The organism is Nitrospirillum amazonense (assembly GCF_007828045.1).
GTDB classification, from domain to species: domain Bacteria; phylum Pseudomonadota; class Alphaproteobacteria; order Azospirillales; family Azospirillaceae; genus Nitrospirillum; species Nitrospirillum amazonense_C.
The window spans coordinates 211,081-236,998 of record NZ_VITN01000004.1; the positions used below are offsets into that span (position 1 = coordinate 211,081).

The 25,918-nt window shown below is 68.7% G+C and carries 18 protein-coding genes and 1 pseudogene; 7 read left to right on the top strand and 12 right to left on the bottom strand.

What is annotated here, in order from left to right; translation table 11 throughout:
- Positions 1–10: 10 nt before the first annotated feature.
- The 4 genes from FBZ89_RS31475 to FBZ89_RS08660 form a co-directional block, all read right to left on the bottom strand.
- The gene (locus tag FBZ89_RS31475) at positions 11–6,124 is read right to left on the bottom strand and encodes a beta strand repeat-containing protein (RefSeq protein ID WP_145749610.1); all 6,114 of its coding nucleotides are present in this window, start codon (positions 6,122–6,124) and stop codon (positions 11–13) included.
- A gap of 526 nt (positions 6,125–6,650) precedes the next feature.
- Positions 6,651–7,343: a Crp/Fnr family transcriptional regulator gene (locus FBZ89_RS08650; protein ID WP_326485930.1), complete on the bottom strand. Its 693-nt coding sequence runs from the start codon at positions 7,341–7,343 to the stop codon at positions 6,651–6,653.
- A gap of 196 nt (positions 7,344–7,539) precedes the next feature.
- The gene (locus FBZ89_RS08655; protein ID WP_145749611.1) at positions 7,540–8,064 is read right to left on the bottom strand and encodes an isoprenylcysteine carboxyl methyltransferase family protein; all 525 of its coding nucleotides are present in this window, start codon (positions 8,062–8,064) and stop codon (positions 7,540–7,542) included.
- Positions 8,065–8,176: 112 nt separating this feature from the next.
- Positions 8,177–9,292 (bottom strand): type III polyketide synthase, encoded by a 1,116-nt coding sequence (locus tag FBZ89_RS08660; protein ID WP_246172096.1) that lies wholly within the window; start codon positions 9,290–9,292, stop codon positions 8,177–8,179.
- Between the two features lie 276 nt (positions 9,293–9,568).
- Between FBZ89_RS08660 and FBZ89_RS08665 the strand changes: the two genes are divergently transcribed.
- The gene (locus FBZ89_RS08665; RefSeq protein ID WP_145749612.1) at positions 9,569–9,970 is read left to right on the top strand and encodes a hypothetical protein; all 402 of its coding nucleotides are present in this window, start codon (positions 9,569–9,571) and stop codon (positions 9,968–9,970) included.
- Here FBZ89_RS08665 and FBZ89_RS08670 read toward each other — a convergent pair.
- The gene (locus FBZ89_RS08670; RefSeq protein WP_145749613.1) at positions 9,930–10,265 is read right to left on the bottom strand and encodes a hypothetical protein; all 336 of its coding nucleotides are present in this window, start codon (positions 10,263–10,265) and stop codon (positions 9,930–9,932) included. The two genes, FBZ89_RS08665 and FBZ89_RS08670, sit on opposite strands and share 41 nt — an antisense overlap.
- Positions 10,266–10,359: 94 nt before the next feature.
- Complete coding sequence (recG, locus tag FBZ89_RS08675) at positions 10,360–12,441, bottom strand: ATP-dependent DNA helicase RecG (RefSeq protein ID WP_145749614.1); 2,082 nt, start codon at positions 12,439–12,441, stop codon at positions 10,360–10,362.
- Between the two features lie 160 nt (positions 12,442–12,601).
- On the opposite strand from recG, the gene FBZ89_RS08680 reads away from it, so the two are divergent.
- From FBZ89_RS08680 to mfd, 4 genes are read left to right on the top strand one after another with little or no spacing between them, the layout of a single operon-like run.
- Positions 12,602–12,871 (top strand): CopG family ribbon-helix-helix protein, encoded by a 270-nt coding sequence (locus FBZ89_RS08680; protein ID WP_145749615.1) that lies wholly within the window; start codon positions 12,602–12,604, stop codon positions 12,869–12,871.
- A gap of 8 nt (positions 12,872–12,879) precedes the next feature.
- Positions 12,880–13,167, top strand: coding sequence for a type II toxin-antitoxin system RelE/ParE family toxin (locus tag FBZ89_RS32035; RefSeq protein ID WP_145749616.1), 288 nt, complete (start codon positions 12,880–12,882; stop codon positions 13,165–13,167).
- A gap of 42 nt (positions 13,168–13,209) precedes the next feature.
- Positions 13,210–13,509 carry an FAD assembly factor SdhE gene (locus FBZ89_RS08690; protein ID WP_145749617.1) on the top strand — a complete coding sequence of 100 codons (300 nt, stop codon included), beginning with the start codon at positions 13,210–13,212 and terminating at the stop codon, positions 13,507–13,509.
- Between the two features lie 37 nt (positions 13,510–13,546).
- Positions 13,547–17,230 (top strand): transcription-repair coupling factor, encoded by a 3,684-nt coding sequence (gene mfd / locus FBZ89_RS08695; RefSeq protein ID WP_246172097.1) that lies wholly within the window; start codon positions 13,547–13,549, stop codon positions 17,228–17,230.
- A gap of 8 nt (positions 17,231–17,238) precedes the next feature.
- On the opposite strand, the gene FBZ89_RS08700 is transcribed toward mfd, so the two are convergent.
- Together FBZ89_RS08700 and FBZ89_RS08705 are read right to left on the bottom strand one after the other, a co-directional pair.
- Entirely contained in the window at positions 17,239–17,847 is a 609-nt protein-coding gene (locus FBZ89_RS08700) for a hypothetical protein (protein WP_145749618.1), read from the bottom strand.
- Positions 17,848–18,306: 459 nt separating this feature from the next.
- On the bottom strand, positions 18,307–18,867 hold the full coding sequence (locus tag FBZ89_RS08705) for a hypothetical protein (protein WP_145749619.1): 561 nt from the start codon (positions 18,865–18,867) through the stop codon (positions 18,307–18,309).
- Between the two features lie 275 nt (positions 18,868–19,142).
- Between FBZ89_RS08705 and FBZ89_RS08710 the strand changes: the two genes are divergently transcribed.
- Complete coding sequence (locus FBZ89_RS08710) at positions 19,143–20,435, top strand: O-acetylhomoserine aminocarboxypropyltransferase/cysteine synthase family protein (protein ID WP_145749620.1); 1,293 nt, start codon at positions 19,143–19,145, stop codon at positions 20,433–20,435.
- A 232-nt stretch (positions 20,436–20,667) separates the two neighbouring features.
- Here FBZ89_RS08710 and FBZ89_RS08715 read toward each other — a convergent pair whose 3' ends face one another.
- Positions 20,668–21,537 carry a DUF2189 domain-containing protein gene (locus tag FBZ89_RS08715; RefSeq protein ID WP_145749621.1) on the bottom strand — a complete coding sequence of 290 codons (870 nt, stop codon included), beginning with the start codon at positions 21,535–21,537 and terminating at the stop codon, positions 20,668–20,670.
- A gap of 314 nt (positions 21,538–21,851) precedes the next feature.
- On the bottom strand, positions 21,852–22,949 hold the full coding sequence (locus tag FBZ89_RS08720) for a serine hydrolase domain-containing protein (RefSeq protein WP_145749622.1): 1,098 nt from the start codon (positions 22,947–22,949) through the stop codon (positions 21,852–21,854).
- A 212-nt stretch (positions 22,950–23,161) separates the two neighbouring features.
- On the opposite strand from FBZ89_RS08720, the pseudogene FBZ89_RS08725 reads away from it, so the two are divergent.
- Positions 23,162–24,106, top strand: a pseudogene (locus FBZ89_RS08725) (3-keto-disaccharide hydrolase).
- A gap of 3 nt (positions 24,107–24,109) precedes the next feature.
- On the opposite strand, the gene FBZ89_RS08730 reads toward FBZ89_RS08725, so the two are convergent.
- Together FBZ89_RS08730 and FBZ89_RS08735 are read right to left on the bottom strand one after the other, a co-directional pair.
- On the bottom strand, positions 24,110–25,033 hold the full coding sequence (locus FBZ89_RS08730) for an alpha/beta fold hydrolase (protein WP_145749623.1): 924 nt from the start codon (positions 25,031–25,033) through the stop codon (positions 24,110–24,112).
- 37 nt (positions 25,034–25,070) lie between these two features.
- Positions 25,071–25,733 (bottom strand): DsbA family oxidoreductase, encoded by a 663-nt coding sequence (locus FBZ89_RS08735; RefSeq protein WP_145749624.1) that lies wholly within the window; start codon positions 25,731–25,733, stop codon positions 25,071–25,073.
- Between the last annotated feature and the right edge of the window lie 185 nt (positions 25,734–25,918).

The following is a 25,918-nucleotide window of genomic DNA, read 5'->3' on the forward strand; positions in this document are numbered from 1 at the left end:
GTCCTCAGGCTCAGGACGTGCGGGCCGTCTGCCACGCGTTGGTCTGGTCCGAGGTGAACACGCCCAGCTGGTCGCCGCTGAAGGCGTTGGCCTGGTCCGAAGACATCGCCAGGATTTGGTCGGTGCTGAGGCCCGGGATTTGGTCGGTGGTGAACATCGGCACCTGGCTGACCGTGAACTCGCGGATGTCGTCCGTGGTCAGGGCGCTGATCTGCGCCGTGGTCAGGGCGTCGATCTGGGTGCTGTTCAGCAGGGCGACCTGGGTGCCGCTCAGCGCCGACAGGTTGGTGGTGCTGAGGGCCGCCAACTGCGCCGTGGTCAAGGCCGTTACCTGCGCCGGCGTCAGGGTCACGATGCGGTCGGTGGCCAGGGCGTCCAGCTGCGCCGTGCCCAGCGCCTTCACCTGGGCCAGCGACAGGCCGGAGACCTGGGTGGCGGTCAGCGCCGCAGCCTGTGTGGTGGTCAAAGCCCCGATCTGCGCCGTGCCCAAGGCGGCCACCTGCGCCGCCGTCAGGGTCGACACGTCGTCTGTGGTCAGGCCGGATATTTGGCTGGTGGTCAACGCGCCCAGCTGGGTGGCTGACAGTTCGCGGATGTCGGCGGTGGACAGCGCGGTCAGCTGGCTGGTGGTCAGCGCCTGGATCTGCGCCGTGGTCAACACGGTGGCCTGCGGGCCGCTCAATGCCGAGAGATTGTCGGTATCCAACCCCGATATCTGCGCCGTGGTCAGCGCGGCGATGAGGGTGGGCGACAGGCCCCTGATCTGCGACGTGCTCAACGCGTTCAACTGGTTGGTGCTGAGCGTCTGGAACTGGGCGGCCGACAGGCTGCTCAGCTGGGTGTTGCTCAGCGCCGTCAGCACCGTGGTGCTGAGGCCGGAGAGCTGTGCTGTGGTCAGGGCGGCCAGCTGCGTGGCGGACAGTGCGCGGGCGTCGCCGGTCGACAGGGCGTTCAACTGGTCGGTGCTGAGCGTCTTGACCTGGGTGGCCGACAGGCCGGCCACCTGGGCCGTCGTCAGGCCACCGACCTGGGCGGTGGTCAGGGCGCCGACCTGCGCCGTGGTCAGCGCCGCGGTCTGGGTGGTGGTCAGGGCCGCGACGTGGGCGGTATCCAGGGCGGACAGCTGGCTGGTGGTCAACAGGGCGACCTGGGCCGCCGTGAACTCGGTGATGTCCGATGTGGTCAGGGCGTTCAGCTGACCGGTGCCCAGCGACTGCAGCTGGGCGCTGGTCAGGCTGTTGACCTGCGTGGCGCTCAAGGCCGACAGATTGTCGGTGCTGAAGCCGGCGATCTGGTCGGTGGACAGGGCGGCCAGCTGGGTGGCGGTCAGGGCGCGGGCGTCGGCGGTGGACAGCGCGTCCAGCTGGTCGGTGGACAGCACCTTGACCTGGGCGGCGGTCAGGCTGGACACCTGGGTGCTGCTCAAGGCCTGTAGGAAGTCGGTGCCCAGGCCGCTCACCTGATCGGTGCCCAGGCTGCCCAGCTGCGTCGCCGTCAGGGCCCGTATGTCCGCCGTGGGCAGGGCGTTCAGCTGGTCGGTGCCCAGCGCGTGCAGCTGCAGCGTGGTCAGGCTGGCCACCTGGCTGGTGGTCAGGGTGGACAGGAAGGAGATGCCGAGGCCGCTGATCTGGTCCGTGGTCAGGGCGGCGACCTGGGTGCCCGTCAGCGTCCGCACCGTGTCGGTGCTGAGCGCGTTGATCTGGTCAGTGGACAGCACCTTGACCTGGGCGGCCGACAGGCTGGTGACCTGCGCCGTCGTCAACACGCTCACTTGGCCGGTGGTCAGGGCGCCGACCTGGGCCGTGGTCAGGCTGGGCACCTGGCTGGTGGACAGGGCGGTCAACTGGTCGGTGCCCAGGACGGACAGCTGCGCCGTGGTCAGCTGGCCCACCTGGGCCGCCGTGAACTCACGCACGTCGGCGGTGGTCAGGCTGTTCAGCTGGCCGGTGGTCAGGGCCTGCACCTGGGCGCTGTTCAGGGTGCCAACCTGTGTGGCGCTCAGCGCCGACAGGGCGTCGCTGCCCAGACTGGCGACCTGGGCCGTGGTCAGGGCCTGGACCTGGGTGGCGGTCAGGGCGCGGGCGTCGGCGGTGGACAGGGTGTTCAGCTGGTCGGACGTCAGCACCTTGATCTGCGCGGCCGACAGGTTGCTGATCTGCGTGGTGCTGAGTGTCGCCAGGAAGTTGGTGCTGAGCTGGGACACCTGGGTGGTGGTCAGGGCCTGGATCTGCGTGGCGGTCAGGGCACGGGCGTCGGCCGAGGAGAGGGTGTTCAACTGGTCCGTGGTCAGCGAGGCCACCTGCGTCGCCGTCAGGCTGCTCACCTGGGCGGTGGTCAGGGCCGACAGGTTGGTGGTGCTGAGGCCCGCCAGCTGGGCCGTGGACAGGGCGGCCACCTGCGTGCCCGTCAGCGTCCGCACCGTGTCGGTGCTGAGCGCGTCCAGCTGGTCGGTGGTCAGGGCCTTGACCTGGGCGGCGGTCAGGCTGGAGACCTGGGCGGTCGTCAGGGTGGCCACCTGGTCGGTGGTCAGGGTATTCAGCTGGGCGGTGGTCAGGCCGCCGATCTGGGTGGCGGACAGGGCGGTCAGCTGGGCCGTGCCCAGGGCCGACAGCTGGGCCGTGGTCAGCTGCCCCACCTGGGTGGCACTGAACTCGCCAATGTCGGCGGTACCCAGGCTGTTCAGCTGGGTGCTCGTCAAGGCCTGGATCTGGGCGCTGCCCAGGCTGGGCACCTGGGCGCTGCTGAGGGCCGCCAGATTGACGGTGCCCAGGGCGGCGATCTGCGCCGTTGACAGGAAGCCAACCTGGGCCCCTGACAGCTCGCGGATATCCGCCGTGGACAGGCTGTTCAGCTGGTCGGTGGTCAGCGACCGGATCTGGGCGGAGGTCAGGCCGGCCACCTGGGTGGCATTCAGCGCCGACAGGGCGTCGCTGCCCAGCGCCGCCACCTGGTTGGTGGTCAGGGCCGTGACCTGGGTGGCGGTCAGGGCGCGGGCGTCGGACGTGGGCAGGGTGCCCAGCTGATCGGTGGTCAGGGCCTTGATCTGCGGGACCGACAGGCTGGCCACCTGGGTGCTGCTCAGGGCCGTCAGGAAGCCGGTGCCCAGCGCCGCCACCTGGGCGGTGCTGAGGCTGGTCAGTTGCAGGGATGTCAGGGCCCGCGCTTCCGCCGTTGACAGGCTGTTGAGCTGGTCGGTGGTCAGGGCGCCCACCTGGGCCGCCGTCAGGCTGACCACCTGGGCCGTGGTCAGGGCCGTCAGCGTGCCGGTGGCCAGGCCCGCCACCTGCGTGGTGGTCAGGGCCGCGATCTGGGGGCCCGTCAGTTTCTGCAGGTTGGCGGTGGGCAGGGCCGACAGCTGGTCGGTCGTCAGCGCCTTGACCTGGTTGGCCGACAGGGTCACCAGCTGCGCCGTGGTCAGGGCCGTCACCTGGTCGGTGGTCAAGGCCCCCACCTGGGCCGTGGTGAGGCCGGCCAGCTGCAGGGAGGTCAGCGCCGTCAGCTGGTTGGTCCCCAGCGCGGACAGCTGCGCGGTGGTGAGCGCCCCCACCTGGGTCGCGCTGAACTCCCGCACATCGGCGGTGGTCAGCGCGTTCAGCTGGGTGGTGGTCAGCGCCTGGACCTGAGCGCTGGTCAGGCTGGGCACCTGGGTGCTGCTGAGCGCCGACAGGTTGGCGGTGCCCAGGCCGGACACCTGGTCCGTCGTCAGGCTCGCCACCTGGGCGGCTGAGAATTCACGGATATCGGCGGAGGTCAGGCTGTTGAGCTGGTCGGAGGTCAGGGCCTTGACCTGGGCGCTGGTCAGACCCGTCACCTGGGTGGCGCTGAGCGCTGACAGGGCGTCGCTGCCCAGGGCGGACACTTGCGCGGTGGACACGGCCGCCAGCTGGGTGGCGGTCAGGGCACGGGCGTCGGCGGTGGACAGCGTGCCCAGCTGGTCGGTGGTCAGCGCCCGTACCTGGGCGGTGGTGAGGGCGGCGACCTGGGCGGTGGTCAGGGCCGCCAGGGTGCCGGTCCGCAGGCCGGCGACCTGGGCGGTGGTCAAGGCCGCGATCTGGCCCGGCGCGAATTCCCTGAGGTCGGCGGCCCCCAGCGCGTTCAGCTGGTCGGTTGTCAGCGCCTGGACCTGCGCGTTGGTCAGCTTCTGCACCTGCGCGCTGTTGAGCGCGGACAGGGCGTCGGTGCCCAGCGTGGCGATCTGTGCCGTGGTCAGGCCCGGAATCTGGAGAGAGGTGAGGGCGCGCAAGTCCGCCGTGGACAGGGCGGAAAGCTGGTCCGACGTGAGGGCGCGCAGCTGGGCCGTGGTCAGGTTGGCGACTTGGGCGGTGCTGAGCGCCGCCAGCGCGTCGCTGCCCAGGCCCGCCACCTGGTCGGTGGTCAGCTGGCCCACCTGGGTGGCGGTGAATTCGCGGATGTCCGCGGAATTCAACGCGTTCAGCTGATCGGTGGTCAGGGCGCGGATTTGCAGGCTGCCCAGGACGGCCACCTGCGCGCTGTTCAGCGCCGACAGGTTGTCGGTGGACAAACCGGCGATCTGCGCCGTGGTCAGCGCCGCCACCTGCGCCGGCGTCAGCTTCTGCACCGACGCCGTGCCCAGGGCGCTGAACTGGTCGGAACCCAGGCCCTTCAGCTGCACGGCCGTCAGGCTGGCCAGCTGGGCGGTGTTCAGGGCGGCGACCTGGCCGGTGGTCAGCGCCGACACCTGGGTCGAGGTCAGGCCCGTCAGCTGCGCCGTGGTCAGCGCCGCCACATTATCGGTGTCCAGCGTGGCGATCTGCGCCGTGCTGAGCGCCGTCACCTGGGTGGCGGCGAATTCCCGCACGTCGGCGGTGGTCAGGCCGTTCAGCTGGTCCGTGGTCAGGGCGCGGACCTGGGCGGTTGACAGCTTCTGCACCTGGGCGCTGGTCAGGGCCGACAGGTTGTCGGTGCTGATGCCGGCGATCTGCGCCGTGGTCAGGGCGGCCAGCTGGATGCTGGTCAGTGTCCGCACCGCGGCCGTGCCCAGCGCGTCCAGCTGGTCGGTGGACAGGGCCTTGATCTGGTTGGCCGACAGGTTCGCCACCTGCGCCGTCGTCAGCCCCGCGACCTGGTCGGTGCCCAGGGCCGCCACCTGGGCGGTGCTCAACGCCGCCGTCTGGATGGTGGTCAGGGCGGCCAGGTTGCCGGTGCTCAGGGCCGAGATCTGCGCGGTGGTGAGGGCCGCCACCTGCAGGCTGGTGAATTCGCGGATATCGGCCGTGGTCAGGCTGTTCAGCTGATCGGTGGTCAGCGCCCGCACCTGGGCGGTGGAGAAGGCCGCCACCTGGATGGAACTGAGCGTCGACAGCACGTTGCTGGTCAGGAAGGGGACCTGGCCGGTGCCCAGCGCCGACAGCTGCGTCACCGACAGAGCCTTGGCATCGGCCGTGGACAGGGCCGACAGCTGGTCCGAGGTCAGCGAGCGGATCTGCGCCGTGGTCAGGCCGGCCACCTGCGCGGTGGTGAGGGCGGCAACGGCGTCGCTCGTCAGGCCGGAGGTCTGGCCGGTGGTCAGGGACGCGATCTGGGTGGCGGTGAATTCCCGGATGTCGGCGGTGGTCAGCGACGCCAGCTGGTCGGTTGTCAGGGCCTTGACCTGGGCGGCGGTCAAGCTGGCCGTCTGCGTGCTGTTCAGGGCCGACAGGTTGTCAGAGCCCAGGCCCGCCAGCTGGGCCGTTGTCAGGCCGCTCAGCTGCGTGACGCTCAGGGCGCGGATGTCGGCGGTGGACAGGGCCGCCAACTGGTCGGTGGTCAGGGCGCCGATCTGCGCCTTGCTGAATTCCTGGATGTCGGCGGTGGTCAGGGCGGCCAGCTGGTCGGTGCTCAGCGCCTGTATCTGGTTGGATGTCAGGCCGGCGACCTGGGTGGATTTCAGGGCCTTGAAATCGTCCGTGCCCAACGCCGTGATGTCGGCTTCGCTGAACGCCTGCAGCTGAGTCGCGCTGAACACCATTTGGCTGACCTGGAAGGCCGCCGCCTGCTGCGTCGTCATCGCCTTGATTTGGGCGGTCGTCAGCGCCTGGACGTCCTGCGTCGTCAGCCGCTGGATATTCGTGGTCGTGATGGCGGCGAACTGCGCCGGCGTCAGAAGACCGATCTGCGAAACCATACCCACCTCCGACCGCATCTCTTTGAGACGCTTCGTATTCGGCGAAACCCACACCCCTTCTGGGTGTCGCCACGGACCGGTGGCGATGACGTCCGCCTTTTCCCCCGCCCCCTACTGGATGCGTGGGAAAAGGTACTGAGACACGATCACCCCGGCGCCCCTTTGGGGTCGCCATGACCGGGCGACGCGATGCCAATCACAGGATTGCATTCAAGGGATCAATGTATCCGTTTTTGTAGTGCTTCGCATCCACGAATGCACGGGGCGGCTTAGTGCCGCGCGAAAGGTGCAAAGGGACGGATGGGTGACGGCCGGCGGCCTGCGCGGACCAAAAAAACGCCGGCTGTCTCAGGACAGCCGGCGAAGATGAAGGGAGCCTCATAAGGAGGTTGAAGGCTTGAGAGTGTCAAATCCGTCACGGTCAAGCCCCTCTTATATAACTCCGACGCCGATTGATGAAAAGTTAAAAAACCGTGGCAAGCGTGTCACACTTCAAAAAACTGACCTCATGGTTAACCCCAAAGGCTCAGTCGCCGCGCACTTCCTCCACCATCTCCTCCAATCGGGCGAAATCGCGGACCAAAAGGGAGTTGTCCTGGCGGATGACCAGCTTGTCGCGCGACAGGTCGCCCAGCACGCGGGCGACCGTTTCGCGGGTGGTGCTGACCCGGGCGGCGATGTCGCTGTGAATCGGGATGGGGGAGATGGCGGCGGTGTTGTCGTCCTTCAGGGTGGGCTTGGCCAGGCGCAGCAGCTCCGCATGCACCCGGTTGTTGGCGCCCAGGGTCGACAAATCCATGATCCGTCCGGTGGCGGAACGAACGATGCTGGCCAGGCGGGTCATGACGCCCCAGGCGATGGTGGGGTTCTGGGTCACCACCTGCTGGAACAGGCGCGGCGACATGAAGGCGACCATGACCTCGCTCAGCGCCACGATGCTGGCCGACCGCGCCTCGCCGTCGATGGCTGACAGTTCGCCCAGATAGCCGCCGGCCTCGACATCGTCGAAGGTGACTTCGCGGCCGGAGAGGGAATAGTTCACCACCCGCACCCGGCCCTCGACGATGAAGCAGACGTCGCGGCTGTCCGACGCGCGGTCGATCACCTGTTCCTGCGGGTGGAAATGGCGCCAGCTGCATTGCTTGGCCAGGCTGGCGCGCTGGTCCGCCGTCAGGGGGGCCAGCAGTTCGATGCTGTCGAGGGACGCGGCTTCGATCACGGGGTGGGCTCCGGATAGGGCGTTTGCGGCGTGGCTGCCGGTCCGGCATCCGCGCCCGGCCCCCGCACAGATCCGGGGGCCTTACACAAGGGCTGGCCGGACAATAACGATCCGCGCGCCCGCCGTAAACGGCCCCACGCCCTTTGGTGGTGACTGTTAACCAAAGAGGGGGAGGGGTCCGAGGCCGGGCCGGCGCTCAGGGTTGCGCCATCGCGCCGCGGCGGGGGGCCAGCGCCGCCTCCTCCACCCGGATGCGGTGGGCCAGCAGCAGGGCATTGGCAACGGAGAAGATCAGGGCCAGGTGCCAGGCGCCGAACGCCAGCGGCACGGTCGCGATCTCCGCCACCACCACGCAGTAATTGGGATGCCGCACCCAGCGGAAGGGGCCGCCCTGGATCAGTGGGGCTTGGGGCAGGGTGATGATGCGGGTCGTCCAATAAGGGCCCAGGGTGCGGATGACCCAATAGCGCGCCAGTTGCAGCGGGATCAGCAGGGCCACCAGGGGCCAGACGATGGGCGCGTCGGCCGGGACGAACAGGAACAGTGCGGCCAGCCAGGCGCTGTGCAGCACGATGAACAGCGGGTAGTGCGCGCCCCCCACCTCCCGGCCGCCCTGGGCCAGCAGGCGGCGGGTGTTGCGGTTGGCCACCCGCAGTTCCGCCAGGCGCTGCACGGCCAGCAGCAGGACCACGATTTGCGGGGGGCCGAAAGGGATGGTCATTTTCGTGTTCCCTCAATCGCCGGGCGCCGCCATCCGGCGGCTGGGCTATCCTCGCTGCGCCCTGCGGTGCTCGCTTGCGGGGCCGGCGGTCGCCGGCCTTGGTTTTGCATTTTTAGAGTCGCATCAGGCCCAGGGCGGCGACGAAGCCGGGCCCCAGGGCGGACAGCAGGTGCAGGCCCCGCGCGCCTTGGCGCACACGGCGTTCCAGCACGAACAACACGGTCGCGGCCGACATGTTGCCATGCTGGCGCAGCACGTCGCGGGCGTACGCCAGCCCGTCGGTGGCCGGGGCCAGGACCTCCTCCAGCGCGTCCAGCACCTTGGTGCCGCCGGGATGGCAGATGGTTCCGGCCAGGTCGGACAGGGTCATGCGCTGGCGATCCAGGAAGCCGGCCACCACCTCGGGCAGTTTCTCCCGCACCAGGGTGGGGATGCTCTGGGCGAAGATGACGCCCATGCCGTCGTCCTCCACCTGCCAGCCCATGATGCCCAGGCTGTCGGGCCAGCGATGCTCGGCCGACGCCAGGAAGGCGGGGCGCCCTTCATGGTCCGCATCGCGGCCTGCCGGGTCCGCGCGCAGGATGGCCGCCGCACCGCCGTCGCCGAACAGGGCGGTCGCGATGACGTTGGCCTTGGACAGGTCGCCCCGGCGGAAGCTGAGGGCGCACAGCTCCACCACCAGCAGCAGGACATTGGCGCCGGGCCGGGCGGTGGCCCAGGTGGCGGCCCGCGCCAGGCCCAGCACGCCGCCGGCGCAACCCAGGCCGAACAGGGGCATGCGCTCCACATCCGGCCGCATGCCCAGGCGCTGCATGATCAGCGCGTCCAGGCTGGGCGTGGCGATGCCGGTGGAGGAGACGGCGACGATGGCGTCCACGTCGGTGGGCTTGAGGCCCGCCTGCTCCAGCGCCTGGGTGGCGGCGCGGGCCAGCACATCGACCGCATGCTCCAGGTACAGGGCGTTGCGCTCCGCCCAGCCGTGCGGCTCCAGATACCAGTCCAGCGGCACGCAGGAGGCGCGGCCCTCGATGCCGGCATGGGTGAAGACGGGGGCCAGCCGGTCGAAATCGCGCAGGCGGTGGGCGAAGACCTGGCGGGCGCCGGCCAGCGCCTGTTCCTGCGTCAGGCGATAGGGGGGCAGGGCCGTGGCGATGGACACCAGCCGGGCGGGGGCCGGTGGGGTGGCCGCGGGGGTGTTGGGTCCGGATGTGCCGCTGGCCATGGTCATGTTCGTCCTTCCCCTTGTGTCAGCCTGTAATACGGCCACCGACCGGCGATGGTTCATGTGGCGTTGCCGGGGCGTGGCGTGGCCCGGGCATCATCATGCTAAGGGGAAGGGGTGTCCCCAACATCCGCCACTTTGGCGGGGTGGGCCGTCCGGCAACGGTTGGAATAAACCCGGGTGCCGCTTCGTCAAGACGTGCCGGAAGGGCCGTCCCCGCCTGTCAGGATGGCGGCCCGTTCCTATGTCATTGCGGATCCACCATGAGAAAGAGGTCGCCCCGTGAACGTGGAAGCCTCACACCATGTCGACTGTTCCGACATCGGGCCGGACGGCTATTACGATTATTATTACGCCTACACGATCTGGCGTTTTTCCGACGGGGGGACCCGTGTCCTGATCGCCCGGGGCTATGATGATGAAACGGACGCGACGTTAAACGCCTGGGAAAATCCGGACGGCACCCGCGCCCCTGTGAGGGCGGTCGACCTGTTCCATCCCCTGGTCCGCCAGGCCATGGCCCACCTGCGGGGCGAAGGGCGTTCGGTCCAACGGCTCAGCCTTTACGGCATCGTGCCGGCCACCCCCATCTGGGGGTGGGCCAAGGCGTTCACCCTCGGGCTGGGCTATTGGCTGGCGATGATCATTTCATCACCATCAGGACCACCAAGCCGACAAAGATGAGGGCCAGCGGCGCCAGGCCCAGGGTCAGGCGTAGCCGGCCGATGCGGCTGGGCTGGTCGGGCGGAATGGAGCGAGCGCGATACACGCCGAGCAAGATCATGATCGCCATGCCGCCCAACGCCCCGCCAATGATGGAGCCGACCAGGGCACCGCGGCTGGTTGGCAGCTCATGTCTCAGGATGGGAATTATCATCGGTATCAAGCCGAGCCCAAGACCCAACAGGGCGTGCCTGATGACCGTCAGCGTCCGCAGGCTGACCTTGTCGGACGGCGCGGTGGTTGAAATGTCGGACATGGGGGCGACCTTTCACGGGAAAGTGACGGGACGCGAGATATGTTGCTCCCTTCTTCCCGCAACTGGCCGAAGGATGTAGCCCGGCGGACGGGTCTCACCCCGAGCGCAGCGTGCGCACCGCCTCGTCCCGCTGGAACAGGTAGAGCAGCACGCGCAGGGCCTGGCCGCGTGGGGTTTCCAGGTCGGGGTCGCGGGCCACCATCAGGCTGGCGTCGTCGCGGGCGGTGGCCAGCAGGTCGGCGTGCACGGTGATGTCGGCCATGCGGAACTCCGGCAATCCCGACTGGCGGGTGCCCAGCACCTCGCCGGCGCCGCGCAGCTCCAGATCCTTCTCGGCGATGACGAAGCCATCCTCGGTGGAGGTCATGACGTCCAGGCGGGCGCGGGCGGTCTCGCCCAGGGGGGCGGTGTACAGCAGCAGGCAGGCGGACGCGCGCTCGCCGCGTCCCACCCGGCCGCGCAGCTGGTGCAGTTGGGCCAGGCCGAAGCGCTCGGCATGCTCCACCACCATGATGGTGGCCTCCGGCACGTTCACCCCCACCTCGATGACGGTGGTGGCCACCAGTACCGACAGCTCGCCGGCGGCGAAGCGGGCCATGACGGCATCCTTCTCCGTGCCCTTCATCTTGCCGTGCACCAGGCCGACACAGTCACCCAGCCGTTCCATCAGGGTGGCATGCCGCAGGGTGGCGTTGGCCAGGTCCACCGTTTCCGACTCGTCCACCAGGGGGCAGACCCAATAGACCCGCTGGCCTGTCTTTATGGCGGCGGCCACGCGCTCTACCACCTCCTCAAGGCGGTCGGCGGCGGCGGCGCGGGTTACCACCGGCTTGCGCCCCGGCGGCTTCTCCATCAGGCGGCTGACGTCCATGTCGCCATAGGCGGTCAGGGTCAGGGTGCGGGGGATGGGGGTGGCGGTCATGACCAGAGTATCGACGCCGCGCCCCTTGGCCGCCAAGGCCAGGCGCTGGTGCACGCCGAACTTGTGCTGTTCATCGATGATGGCCAGCGCCAGGTCCTTGAAGGCGACATCCTCCTGGAACAGGGCGTGGGTGCCGATCAGGATGTCGATCTCCCCCGACGCCAGGCGGTCCAGCACCTGCTGGCGCGCCTTGCCCTTGTCGCGGCCGGTCAGCAGGGCCAGGCGGATGCCGGCGGCGTCGGCCAGGTCGGCCAGGCTTTCGGCGTGCTGGCGCGCCAGGATTTCCGTGGGCGCCATCAGGGCCGCCTGGGCGCCGGCCTCCACCGCCGTCGCCATGGCCATCAGCGCCACGATGGTCTTGCCGCTGCCCACGTCACCCTGCAGCAGGCGCAGCATGCGCTCCGGTTGCGCCATATCGGCGTCGATCTCCACCAGGGCCTGGGTTTGCGCGCCCGTCAACTGATAGGGCAAGGCGGCCTGGATGCGGGCCCGTAGGCGCCCGTCGCCCACCGTGGCGCGGCCGGCCAGCCGACGCTGGTGCCAGCGCACCAGGGCCAGGGCCAACTGGTTGGCCAACAGCTCGTCATAGGCCAGGCGCTGGCGCAGGGGGCTCAGCGGGTTGACGTCCTTCTCGCCCTTGGGGTCGTGCGCCGCCGTCAGCGCCGCCTTCCACGCGGGCCAGCCCTGGCGCTCCAGCCATGCCGGGTCCTGCCATTCCTCCAGCTCCGGCGTGCGGGCCAGGGCCGCCTGGATGGCGGTGCGCAGCGGCTTGGGGTTAAGGCCGCCGGTCAGGGGATAGACCGCCTCCACCTCCTGCGGCGGGGCGCCTTCCTCCACGGGGGCGAAATGGTCGGGGTGGGGCATTTGCAGCAGGCCGTTGAACCGCTCCACCTTGCCGCTGACCACCACCATGGTCCCCTGGGGCAGCTTCTTCTCCAGCCAGTCGCCCTTCACATGGAAGAACACCAGCTCCATCTCCCCGGTATGGTCGGTGCAGCGCACGCGATAGGGGCGGTGGCGTTGCACCGGCGGCATGTGGCCATCCACCCGCACCGTCAGGGTGACGATGCGGCCCTCCGGCGCCTCGGCTATGCTGGGGGCGTTGGCGCGGTCAAGGACGCCGGTGGGCAGGTGCCACAGGATGTCCGCCACATGCGGGCCGGTCAGCCGCTCCGCCAGCTTGCCCAGGCGGGGGCCCAGGCCCGGCAGGCTGGTGATGGGCGCGAACAGGGGATAGAGGACGGGCGGACGCAACGGGGCAGGCTCCAGGACGCAAAACCGTGGGCATATGCCTATATGTTAGCGGGCCCGCTTGTCGACCGGCTACCCTCGTGGTTTCTCTGGGGCGGCGAGTCATGTTTACGATGTGTTCTTGTTGGGGTATGGTGGGACCATTCCAAGCGGCGGAGCCGACATGACCAAGATGATGTCTGACAGCATAAGGCTGGAGCCTGGGCTCAACGACCAAGTGACCGCGCTGGCGGAAGCTTTGGACCGGTCTCCGTCCTGGGTGGTTGAGCAAGCGGTTCGGGATTATCTCGCGGTCCAGGAAGGGCACTTGGCGGCTATTGACCAGGGTCTGCGGGAGGCTGACGCGGGCTTGCTGATTCCGCATGAAGAGGTTGCCGCGTGGATTGAATCGCTCGGCACCCCCGGCGAATTACCCATGCCCAAGCCGAAATAAGGTCTGGCATGCGCCTCCGTTGGTCCCCGTCGTCCTTGAGGGACGTGGTGTCCTTGCAAGCCCATATCGCTCGGCATGATCCGCAGGCTGCGGAAAGTCAGCTTCGGCAAGTTGTTATGGCGGCCAAGGGGTTGCTCCGGTTTCCGGAGATGGGGAGGCCGGGGCGGCACGCCGGCACGCGTGAGCTTGTCGTTACCTGCACTCCTTATCTGATCGCCTACAGGATACGGGGTGACAGGATCGACATTCTGCGCGTACTTCATGGCCGGCAGCTTTGGCCGGATGCCTTGAAATAAGTTCGGCCGCTCGCGCGTTCCCATCATCAAGGCTTTCCAGTCATGTCCACCGACCCCCTGTCCGATGCCCAAGAAAACGCCCCTGGGGACGCCCTCGCCGTGCGGCGCAAGCGCCTGATCTTCCGCAGCTGGCATCGCGGGATGAAGGAGATGGACCTGCTGATGGGCACCTTCGCCGAAAAGCATGTGCCGGCCTTCACGGTGGAACAGCTGGACCGGTATGAGCATTTGCTGGATCTGAACGACCCGGATGTCTTCGACTGGCTGCTGGGCCGCGCCCCCTTCCCGGATGACCTGGATGCGGACCTGATGGCCCTGCTGCAGGCCCACCGCGTCGCCTGATTTTTTTCGTCACCGCCTAACGCCTGGCTGTTGCCCCATGCCCGACACTGTCCTGCCGTCCGCCCTGCTTTCCAGCCTGAACCCCGACACGCCACGCCGCCTGCTGGTCGCCGGCGCGCCGGAGGGGCATGACGCGCGCGTGCTGGCCGACCTGGCGCGGCGGGCCGGGGCCTCCGGCCTGCTGCACGTCGCGCTGGACGACACGCGCATGGCCCGCGTGCAGGAGGCCCTGGCCTTCTTCGCGCCCGATGTGGCGGTGCTGCCCTTCCCGGCGTGGGACTGCCTGCCTTATGACCGCGTTTCGCCCAACGGCGACATCGTGGCCCGGCGCATCGAGACGCTGACCACCCTGCTGGGCGCCCGTCCGAAAGGACCCTTCGTCGTCCTGACCACCCTGAACGCCGCCCTGCAGAGGGTGCCGCCGCGCCTGGCCTTCCGCAACGCCACCTTCAGCGCCAAGGTGGGCGGGCGCCTCAATGTGGATGAGCTGCAGCGCTTCCTGGCCAACAACGGCTACACCCGCGCCCAGACGGTGCGGGAGCCGGGTGAGTACGCCGTGCGCGGCGGCATCATCGACCTGTTCCCCCCGGCGACGCCGGAGCCCTTGCGCCTGGACCTGTTCGGGGATGAGTTGGAAGGCGTGCGCGCCTTCGACCCCATGACCCAGATGACCACGGAAAAGCGGTCGGGCGTGGACCTGAAGCCGATGTCGGAGGTGTTCCTGGACGACCCCTCCGTCCAGCGTTTCCGCACCGGCTATCGTGAGCTGTTCGGCGCCGTCACCGACAGCGACCCGCTGTACGAGGGCATCAGCGCCGGCCGCAAGATGCCGGGCATGGAACACTGGCTGCCCCTGTTCCACGCCGGCCTGGACACGCTGTTCGACTACGTCCCCGCCGCCATGGTCAGCCTGGACGCCCAGGCGGAGGAGGCGCGCGACGCCCGCCTGTCCCAGGTGGCGGACTTCTACGAGGCCCGCCGCACCTTCCAGGAGGTGGAGAAGAAGTCCGGCACGCCGGTGTACAAGCCGGTGCCGGCCTCGGCCATGTTCCTGGACGGCGACGCCTGGGACCGGCACCTGGCCCTGCGCTGTGTCGCCCAGCTATCGACCTTCGCGGCGGTGGCCCGTGAGGACGAGAAGGGCGGCAGGAACCCCAACCTGGCCGACGCCGGCGGCCGCCGGGGGCGCGACTTCGCCGACGCCCGCGCCAACCCGGACGTGAACGTCTTCCGCGCGTTGGGCCAGCACATCGACCAGATGCACGCCGACGGCCGCCGCGTGGTGGTGGCGGGCTACAGCCAGGGCGCCCGCGACCGCCTGGCCAAGATGCTGAAGGAACACGGCATCGATCCGGCGCTGACCGCCGACACCTGGGCAGAGGTGGGGGCGCAGGAGACGCGGGCCACCGCCGTCATCGTGCTGGGCATCGACAGCGGCTTCACCACCGGCGACCTGGCGGTCATCACCGAGCAGGACATCCTGGGCGACCGCCTGGCCCGCCCCTCGCAGAAGAAGCGCCGCGCCGCCAACTTCATCGCCGAGGCCGCCAGCCTGTCGCCCGGCGACCTGGTGGTGCACGTCGACCATGGCATCGGCCGCTATGACGGGCTGGAGACGCTGACCGTCACCGGCGCCCCGCATGACTGCCTGCGCATCCTCTACGACGGTGGCGACAAGCTGTACGTGCCGGTCGAGAACATCGAGGTGCTGTCCCGTTTCGGGTCGGAGGAATCGGGCGCGCAACTGGACAAGCTGGGCGGCGTGGGCTGGCAATCGCGCAAGGCCCGGGTCAAGAAGCGGCTGAAGGACATGGCCGACGCGCTGCTGCGCATCGCCGCCGAACGCGCCCTGCGCAAGGCCCCGCCCATCGAGGTGCCGGACGGCGTCTATGACGAGTTCGCCGCCCGTTTCCCCTATGCCGAGACGGATGACCAGCTGAAGGCCATCGAGGATGTGCTGGAGGATTTGAACTCCGGCCAACCCATGGACCGCCTGGTGTGCGGCGACGTCGGGTTTGGGAAGACCGAGGTGGCCTTGCGCGCCGCCTTCGTCGCGGCCATGAGCGGCCTGCAGGTGGCGGTGGTGGTACCCACCACCCTGCTGGCGCGTCAGCACACGCGCACCTTTGAGAAGCGCTTCGCCGGGTTGCCCGTGCGCCTGGGGCACCTTTCGCGCCTGGTGACGGCCAAGGAATCCGCCCAGACCAAGGCAGGCCTGGCCGACGGCACCGTCGACATCGTCGTCGGCACCCACGCCCTGCTGGCCAAGAGCATCCAGTTCAAGCGCCTGGGCCTGGTCATCGTGGACGAGGAACAGCATTTCGGCGTGAAGCAGAAGGAACGGCTGAAGGAACTGCGCACCGATGTGCACGTCCTGACCCTGACCGCCACCCCCATCCCCCGCACCCTGCAACTGGCCTTGAGCGGCGTGCGCGAGCTGTCGCTGATCGCCACGCCGCCGGTGGACCGCCTGGCGGTGCGCACCTTCGTGCTGCCTTATGATCCGGTGGTGATCCGCGAGGCCATCCTGCGTGAGCATTACCGGGGCGGGCAGAGCTTCTATGTCTGCCCGCGCATCGAGGATCTGCCCAAGTTGCAGGAACGGCTGGCCGAGCTGGTGCCGGAGGTGAAGATGATCACCGCCCACGGCCAGATGCCGGCTGCGCAGTTGGAGGAGGTGATGACCGCCTTCGACGAGGGCAAGTACGACCTGCTGCTGGCCACCAACATCATCGAGAGCGGCCTGGACATTCCCAGCGCCAACACCCTGATCGTCCACCGCGCCGACATGTTCGGCCTGGCGCAGCTGTACCAGGTGCGCGGCCGCGTTGGCCGGTCCAAGGTGCGCGGCTACGCCTACCTGACCTACCAGCCCAAGACGGTGCTGTCGCAGACGGCGCAGCAGCGCCTGCACGTCATCGAGACGCTGGACAGCCTGGGGGCGGGCTTCCAACTCGCCAGCCACGACATGGACATCCGTGGTGCCGGCAACCTGCTGGGTGAGGAGCAGTCCGGCCAGATCCGCGAGGTGGGCGTGGAACTCTACCAGCAGATGCTGGAGGAGGCGGTGGCGGCCGCGCGTGGCGGCCTGACAGAGGCGCAGGCGGCGGAGGAGCAGTGGACGCCGCAGATCCAGCTGGGCATGCCCGTGCTGATCCCCGAGGATTACGTCGCCGATCTGGGCATCCGCCTGTCGCTCTACCGACGCGTGGCCGACCTGGTGGACCGGGCGGAGATCGACGCCTTCGCCGCCGAGATGGTGGACCGCTTCGGCACCCTGCCGGGGGAGGTGGAGAACCTGCTGCGCCTGGTGGAGATCAAGCGCCTGTGCCGCGACGCCGGGGTGCAGTCCCTGGACGCGGGGCCCAAGGGTGCCGTCATCGGCTTCCGCAACAATGAGTTCAAGAACCCCGCCGCCCTGGTGGGATTCATCCAGCAACAGGCGGGCACGGCCAAAATCCGGCCGGACCACAAGCTGGTGCTGCTGCGCCCCTGGGACAGCGCCGAGACCCGCATGGACGGTGTGCGCAAGCTGATGAGCGACCTGGCGAAGATGGCGGCCGGCGAAACGGTGAAGACCGATCCGCCCCCGCCACCGCCGCCACCCCCGCCGCCCAAGCCCCAGGGCAAGCCCGTCTCCGCCTGGGGCCACAAGCCGCCCCTGCCTGCCAGCAAGCTGAACCGCCCGGGCTTCTCCGCCCCGCCGCGCAGCCGGCGGTAGCGCGCGCTTTATTTGGCGAGGGCGCGGCGCAGCTCTTCAGCATTGCTGAGATCGATGTGTTGCGCCTTCAGCGCGGTTTCTAAGGCGGAAGCGCCGCCAAAGGCTGTGCGATAACGTTGCACGACGTCATCAATCAGGCGAGGCGCCAAATTGGCCGGAAGGTCAATGGGCACGTCCAGTTCTTCGCGCGCGGGGCCGACCAGCGTGCACTTTTCAGGTGTCAGGGCGACGATCGAACCAACCGGATTGGGTTCGGATCGGCCGGTTGCCCGTTCCACCAGCAGCCCCCCCACGAGCAGATATTGCGTACCCTCATTATCTTGTTTGCCATAGATCCAGAGACGGCTGTCCCACATCTGGCTGGTCAGTGCAGGGCAGCGCGTCGTTAACGATGGAGGGGCTTCCTCGAACTTGATGCGGGTTGCGTCGTATTTCAATCCGAAGACGGGGTCGATGAGTTTGATGCCAGCTTTGGCGAGCGCGGCCGCTGGTGTCAGAAGCAGGAGTAAACTAATAATTCCAGCGATAAATTGTGTAACTGGGCTTCTCCACTCTGTACGATGGTCCTGGCCAGAAATCCTGTTGGATAAAGTCGGAGATCCAATATTTTCCATCATAGCCCTCGATGTGTCCCGCGCTGCTCTTTGATGTCGCTTGGATGACCACGATATCGCCTAGGGTCGGAATATAATTGTCTTGGGAGACCACGGAAAACCCAAGACGCAATAAGGTCGGTCCCCAATCTTTCGCCTGACCAGGGTGCCCTGCCGTATTCAGCCCTGCCGCCTCTATCGCCTCACGAACAAATGTGGCGCATGCGTGCTTGCCGAAGCCACCGACTTGATGAGTGTTCAAATAGTTCGCAAATTTTTGTTTATCAAATTGAGGCAATCGTTCCCTCCGTTAATGAATTAACGTGAGTACGGTGATGTTATGCGAAATTGAAGTGAAGAAGGCGGTGTGCTTTTCAATGAGCACGGAAGGAATATGCCGCCGTGACAGACGGTGGAAGCCGTTCTGGTGACCGCGCCGGCCCGCCTGTCGCGCAGCCGGCGGTAGACTTCCAGCAGATAGGCTTACAGGGCCCCATGCCGCTCCAGCGCCGCACGCAGCAAGCCCTTCATGGGCGCCTGCGGCACGGCGCCTTGCGCCTTCAGCACGGCGGTGAAAGCCGGCGCGCCGCCATAGGCGGACTGGTAGCGTTCAACCACCTCATCCGCCAGGCGGGAAACGGCGTCGGCCGGGATGCCGTTGGGAAACTGGAAGAAGACGCGGATGGGCCCCAGCAGGGTGCAGCCGTCGGCCGTCAGCGCCACGACGGCGCCCTTGGGCACCACGATGGGCTGGTCCTTGCGCCGCACCACCACTTCGCCGCCCAGCGCCCAGTACTGGGTGCCATCCACCTCGGTGCGGCCGAAGACGCGGATGCGATCCCCCAGGTCGGCCTGGGCCAGGCCGGGGCAGCGGCCGGGTAGGGTGTCCGGCGCCTGCTCGAACACCACGGTCTGCGGGTCGTAGATCAGGCCGAACACCGGCTCGATCATCTCCTCGGCGTGGGCGCCGCCCGCCAGGACCAGCAGCGTCGCGAACAGGCCGATCTTAGCCAGGGGATTCTTGAGCAGGGAAACCTTGGGCATTTTCACGCTCCGGCAGCTGAACTGTCTTACGGCTGCAAGGAAGGGTAGGGACTGTGTGTGGCCGGAAAAGGGCGAGACCGATATCGCGAAACGGCTAGATCGCGGCGCGGGCGGGCGACCGGATCAGCCTAAGGAAAGCGGCTGCACGGTGCGGCCGGCCCCCCGTTTTCCGCCATAAATGAAATAATTTAATAAGCGCGGATCGGTGGATGCAATTTCCGAACGGCTGAGGCAACAATCGCCGCAACGTCGAATAATGAGCGGAGGATGTCACCATGGCCGTAGACAGCAAGCACCCCGAGACCCTGGCCCTGCACGCCGGGTACCGCGCCGACCCCGCCACGGGCGCCGTGGCCGTGCCCCTCTACCAGACGACATCCTACCAGTTCCAAAGCACGGAGCACGCCGCCAACCTGTTCGCGCTCAAGGAACTGGGCAACATCTACACCCGCATCATGAACCCCACCACCGACGTGCTGGAACAGCGGCTGGCGGCGCTGGAGGGCGGGGTGGCGGCCCTGGCGGTGGCGTCGGGCCAGGCGGCCAGCACCTTCGCCATCCTGAACGTGGCCAGCGCCGGCGACAACTTCGTCACCTCCACCGACCTGTATGGCGGCACCTGGAACCTGTTCGCCAACACCTGCAAGCAGTTGGGCATCGAGGCGCGCTTCGTCGATCCGTCGGATCCGGAGAACTTCCGCCGCGCCACCGACGACCGTACCCGCGCCTATTACGCCGAGACGCTACCCAACCCCAAGCTGCGCGTCTTCCCCATCGCCGAGGTGGCCGCCATTGGGCGGGAGCTGGGCGTGCCGCTGATCATGGACAACACGGCGACGCCCATCATCGCCCGCCCGCTGGACCATGGGGCGGCCGTCGTCGTCTATTCCACCACCAAGTATATCGGCGGCCATGGCACCAGCATCGGCGGCGCCCTGATCGACGGCGGCAATTTCGACTGGGAGGCGCATGCCGACCGCTTCCCCCTGCTGAACCAGCCGGACCCCAGCTATCACGGCGCGGTGTGGACGCAGGCGGTGAAGCCGCTGGGCCCTATCGCCTACATCCTGCGCGCCCGCGTCACCCTGCTGCGCGACATCGGCGCGGCGCTTAGCCCCTTCAACGCCTTCCAGGCCATCCAGGGGCTGGAAACCCTGCCGCTGCGCATGCGGGAGCATAACCGCAACGCCAGCGCCGTCGCCGCCTTCCTGGCGGAGCACCCCAAGGTGTCCGGCGTCATCCACCCCAGCCGGCAGACGGGAGAGCTGCGCCGCCGGGCGGACGCGGTGCTGAGGGGCGGCCATGGCGCCCTGGTGGGCTTCGAGCTTAAGGATGGCGCCGACGCTGGCCGCCGCTTCATCGACGCGCTGAAGCTGTTCTACCACGTCGCCAACATCGGCGACGCCCGCAGCCTGGCCATCCACCCGGCCAGCACTACCCATTCCCAGCTGTCGGCGGAGGACCAGGCGGCCACCGGCGTCACCCCCGGCTATGTCCGCCTGTCCATCGGTATCGAGCACATCGACGACATCCTGGCCGATCTCAGCCAGGCCCTGGCGCAGGCGTAGTAAGCCCAGGGGGCGGGGCGCCGGTTGGGGCGGCGTGCCGTCTGCAAGGGAAGGTCGGGACGGCCGAGCCCGAGGGTATAGCGGCACGAGATTTTGACTCGTGCCGCTATAGGACGCGACCGCGTCCGCCGGAGCGAGCACCGCAGGGCGCAGCGAGGAAGCCAAGCCAGCGGATGTTGGCGCCCGGCGACTGAGGGGGCATTTGAGCGGTCACGATCAAATGCCACGCGTATTACGCCACCAGCCGGCGGTAGAGGTGCCAGGTGCTGTGGCCCAGCACCGGCATCACCACGATCAGGCCGACGAAGGCGGGCAGGGTGCCCGCCAGCAGGCTTCCCGCCACGATCAGGCCCCACAGGGCCATGACCCCCGGGTTACGTGCCACCGCCCGCATGGAGGTGCCGACGGCGGTGTGCAGCGGCACGTCGCGGTCCAGCAGCAGGGGGAAGCTGATGGCGGCGATGGCCAGCACCAATGCCGCGAAGCCGGCGCCCACGGCGCAGCCCACCGCGATCATGGTCCAGCCGGCGCCGCTGCCCGCCACGTCGGCCGCGAACTGCGCCACCGAGGCCGGAGGCTGCGGGCCCAGGGTGGCGTCATAGATGCCCTGGGCGGCGTACAGCCAGGCGAAGTAAATAACCGTCAGCAGGAAGCCCAGGGCCGCGATGGCGGCGATGGCCGGCGACCGCAGGGGCCCGAACGCCTCGCGCCAGCTGGGCTGGGCGCCGCGTTCCCGCTGCCGGCTCATCTCCAAGAGGCCAATGGCCGCCACCGGCCCCACCAGCACGAAGCCGGACGCCAGCGGGAACAGCATCGGCAGCATGTTCAGGTTCACCGCCGCCCGGGCCAGCACGCAGCCCAGGATGGGATAGATGATGCACAGCGCGAAGACGTCGGTACGGAAGGCGCCGAAGTCGCGGAAGCCGGCGGCGATGGCCTCGCCCAGGTCGGCCACGCCGATGCGCCGCACCGTGGGCGCCTCCCGCGCCCGCATGTCCTCCATATGCCCGATGGCCCTGCCAACGGACGCCACGCCCGCCGCCGCCTCACCCAGCCGTTCCCATGTCCATTCCACGGGATTGCGTATGGTTTCTTGTGTCATGCCCTGATCCTCCTGAACGCGTTGCGGTATCAGGCAGGGGCCCAGAGATCGCTGGGGCCCAAGGCGGAGGGTGTCATGGCGGCGGAGGCGCGATGGTCGGCGACCCAGCCGCGCAGGGCGGTTAAGCGCCGCTCCCGGTTTTGGGCCAGTGTACGCCGCTTGGTGGGCGTTGTTAATGGGGCCGGGAAATGGGCGACGGGGACCGGATGCGCAACGCGGTCGCCCTGGTCCGAACCCGGCCGGTTCGGCGCTCTCATCCCGCGGCGAACACCGGTGGCATATTGGGCGGCCGCTGTTCGTCAGGCCCCGGGGCGTCAGGACAGGGCCGCCAGAATACCCAGCAGGATATCCTGCGATCGCCGCTGGCCATAGCCCTTGCCGTAGGCGCTGGAGGTGATGGCCACCACCAGGTCCAGCGACGGGACCACGTAGATCTTGTTACCGCCGTTGCCCGAGGCGAAGTGGACGGGCACGGTGCGGCCGTCGCCCGCCTGCTTATCCCCGACGGGCTCATCCTTGGCGTACCACATGTAGCCATAGAAGTCGGCGTAGGGGTCGCTGGCAGCGATGGGATGGATGCGGGCCAGACTGTCGCTCAGCCACCGCTGGCTGACGACGCGCCGGCCCTGGTGGAGCCCGTCGTCCAGGATCAACTGGCCGATGGTGGCGGCGTCGCGGGCGGTGATCGACAGGTTGCCCTGGCCGGTGCCGTGGCCGCCGGGAAGCTGGCGCCAGCTGTGGACCGCGATGCCCAGCGGGGCGAACAGCGCCTCTTGCGCGAACGCGTCCAGGCCCTGGCCCGTGGCGCGCTCCACGATCAGGCCGGTCAGGAAGGCGTTGAGGGAGCAGTACTGGTAGGTGCGGCCCGGCGGCTCGCGCACCGGCACGGCCAGGGCGGCGGTGGCCCAGTCGCCGGTCTTCTCCCCGGCCTCGTCCAGCGTGTCCTCATTGCCGGGGGAGGCGGGGTTGGTGTCGTCGGCCGCCAGGCCGGAGCGCATGGTCAGCAGGTCGCGGATGGTGATGGACTCCCATCCCGCCGGCCATCCCCCTGGCAGGGGGCCGGGCAGGTAGCGGGTGATGGGGGCGTCCACGCCCGCCACCCGGCCGTGATCGATGGCGATGCCCATTAGCAGGCTGGTCAGGCTTTTGGTGGCGGAGCGGATGTCGTGCAGTGTGGTGGCGTCATCGCCGTTGTAATAGGCCTCGGCGATGCGCTGACCGTGCCGCAGCACCACCACGCCCTTGAGGTCGGGATGGGGATCATCGCGCCAGCGCTCCAGCAACGCGGCCAGCCTGGCTGGGGCGGACGCGGCCGATTCCGTGGCCCGCGCCATCGCCGGCACCGTGCCGGTGAGCGCCAGGCCGGCCAGGCCCCCCAGCACCCTGCGCCGGTCGCACCGCCATCCGTTCATGCCGCTGTTCCCTTCTCGTTGAGGGCCACAGCCTCGTCAGGTCTCGACGCCGGGGCAACGGCCATCTCGGTGGGCGGTCATGGGGCCACTTCGCGACGGTCCGCAGCGAGGAATGACGCGTGCGCCTACAAACCCCTGCCGTTTTGCCGCTTTCGCTGCTATGAAATCGATAACATCGAGATAATCAGGAAAGTTGGGGAGGCGGTATGGCGATGAGGGTGGCATGGGCACTGGTTTTGGCGGTGGGGCTGGGCGGCACGGCTTCGGCCCAGGCGGAAAAGGTTTCGGCCAACCCGGCGCTGGAGGCGGTGCTGGCGGGTGACCCGCCGTTCCAGGCGCAGCATCTGCGCCTGGTGGACGTGCCGGCGCCGGCCGGGCCGGCGGTCAGCCTGTTCAACGGCCGCGACCTGGACGGCTGGGACGCCTGGCTGGGCTATCCCGATCCGGCGCGCACCTACCTGGCCCAGCCCGGGCAGACGCCCATCGGCGCCGACAAGGCCACCGTCGCCAAGATTTTCCACGTGGTGACGGAGGAGGGGGAGCCGGCGATCTTCATCACCGGGCAGACCTGGGGCGGCATCGTCAATCGGGGCGACCACGCCAACTATCACCTGCGCCTGGAATACAAGTGGGGCAGGACCCGTTATGCCCCGCGCCGGGATCTGCCGTGGAACAATGGCCTGCTGTACCACAGCCATGGCGCGCCGGGCGCCGTCTACGGCACCTGGATGGCGGCGGCGGAGTTCGAGATCATGCTGGGCTCCGTCGGCATGGTGGTGCCCGTGGGCCCCAACGTGACGGCGGTGACCGAGGTGGGGCGCGACCGCGCCCGGATCGATCCCCAGCGCCGCTACATGATGGGCGGCCGCGCGGTCACCGTGGGGCCGCCGGCCTGGAATGTGGAGGCGGGCAGCGACGCTGAAAAGCCGGTGGGGGAATGGAACGTGCTGGACCTCTATGTCCTGGGCGACTAGGCGGTGCACGTGGTGAACGGCGTGCCGGTGATGGTGGTGCGCGACCTGCGGATGCGGGAGGGCGAGGGCTGGGCGCCCCTGACCCACGGCCATATCCAATTGCAGTCCGAAGGGGCGGAAACCTATTTCCGCCGCATCACGCTGGAGCCGATCACCAGCCTGCCCAGGGTGATCAAGAACTGAACGTCAGGCCTCCGCCGTTCCCGTCGCCAGGAAGTCCAGCAACAGGCGGCTAACCGCCTCCGGCGCCTCGCGCGTGGGAAAGTGGCCCACGCCAGGCAGCACCGCGCGGCGGTAGGGGCCGGTGAAATGGCCCTCGTTGACCGCCGTCGTGGCAGGCAGGGTGCAGCGATCGTCGCCGCCCTGGATCATCAGGGTGGGCACGGCCAGGGTGCGGGCGGCGCGCTGGCGCTTTTCCATCTCGGTATAGCGCGGGTCGGGTTTCGCCTCATCCCAGCGCACGCGGTAGGAATGCAGGGTGATGGCGGCCCAGTCGGGGTTCTCGAAGGCGGCCGCCGTCCGTTCGAACGCCGCCTCCTCATACCACCCGGCGGGGCTCCAACTGTCCCATTGATAGCGGGCGAACGCCTTGCCGTCGTGGCAGATGGTTTCCGCCCCGCGCTCCGTCGTCAGGAACCACTGGTACCAATAGCGCTGGGCCTGGGGCAGAGAGGGCGTGGGCAGGCTGCCCGGCCCCCAGCCCACCGACAGGGCGGCGATGCGGTGCAGGCGGTCCGGCGCCACCGCGGCCAGGAAATAGGCGATGCGGGCGCCCCAGTCGTGGCCGATGACGCTGAAGCGTTGCCAGTCCAGGGCGTTGGCGAGGTCCAGCGCGTCTTGCGCCAGGGCGGCGATCTGGCCGGAGCGGGTGGTCTGGCTGGACAGGAAGCGCGTGGGGCCGAAACCGCGCAGCCAAGGCGCCACCGTCTTGTAGCCCGCTTCCCACAGGGCCGGCGCCACCCGATCCCAGGTGTGGGCGTCGTCCGGCCAGCCGTGCAGCAGCATCACCGGCGGCCCGTCGGCCGGCCCGCCGGTGATGTAGGCCACGTCCAGCAGCGGCGTGGCGATATGGGCGATCTCGGGCGCGGTGTCGGGTTCGGTTGGAGGCATGCCGTTTCAACCTCGTTGAGGTGCCGACGGTTCCGGTTCAGCCCGCCGCGCTGGCCACCACGCCCTCCGACCCCGCCAGGTCCAGCAGGGGCAGGAAGGCGCCCGGTTCCTGGGCGCCGGACAGGGAATAGAGGCGGTTGAAGATGAAGCAGGGCACCGCCTGGATGCCCAGCTGGCGCACGGTGGCCAGCGCCTGGCGCAGGGCGTCGCGGTCGGCGTCGCTGTGCAGGAAGGCCGCGGCGGCATCGGCGTCCAGTCCCGCTTCCCCGGCGATGGCGGCCAGCACCGCGCGGTCGCCGATGTCGCGGCCGTCGCGGAAGAAGGCGGCCTGCAGGGCGGCGGCCAGCTCCTGGGTGTGGGCGCCGCCCTGGCCGTTGGCGTCGGCATGGCGCAGCAGGCGATGGGCGTCCAGCGTGTTGGGCGTACGGCGGATCCGGTCCAGGTTCAGGGTCAGGCCCTCGGCCGCCGCCGTCTGTTCCAGCAGGGTGTTGACCTGGCGGATGCGCTCGACGCTGCCGAACTTGGCCAGTTGGTCGATGGTGCGGTCGATGCCGCTGGGCGGCGTGTCGGGGTCCAGCTGGAAGGGCAGCCAGCGCACCTCCGGCTGTTGCGTCGGGCGCTGGGCCAGCGCGCGCTCCAGCCGGCGCTTGCCGATGTAGCACCACGGACAGACGAAGTCGGCGACGATCTCGATCAGCATGGGGGTGTCGTGGTGGGGGCCAGGTCGCGAGCGTGGAGGGACTATACGGCGGTGGTGCCGGCCTGCCGAGCCTCATCCGATGGTTTATACACCAAGGATGGTTACAAGGCAGGGTCGGCCGGCGAATGCGGTCGGTGTCTTTTCCGTTCCGGTTCGGGGGCTCCTGCGCTAAACTTTTCTTATCT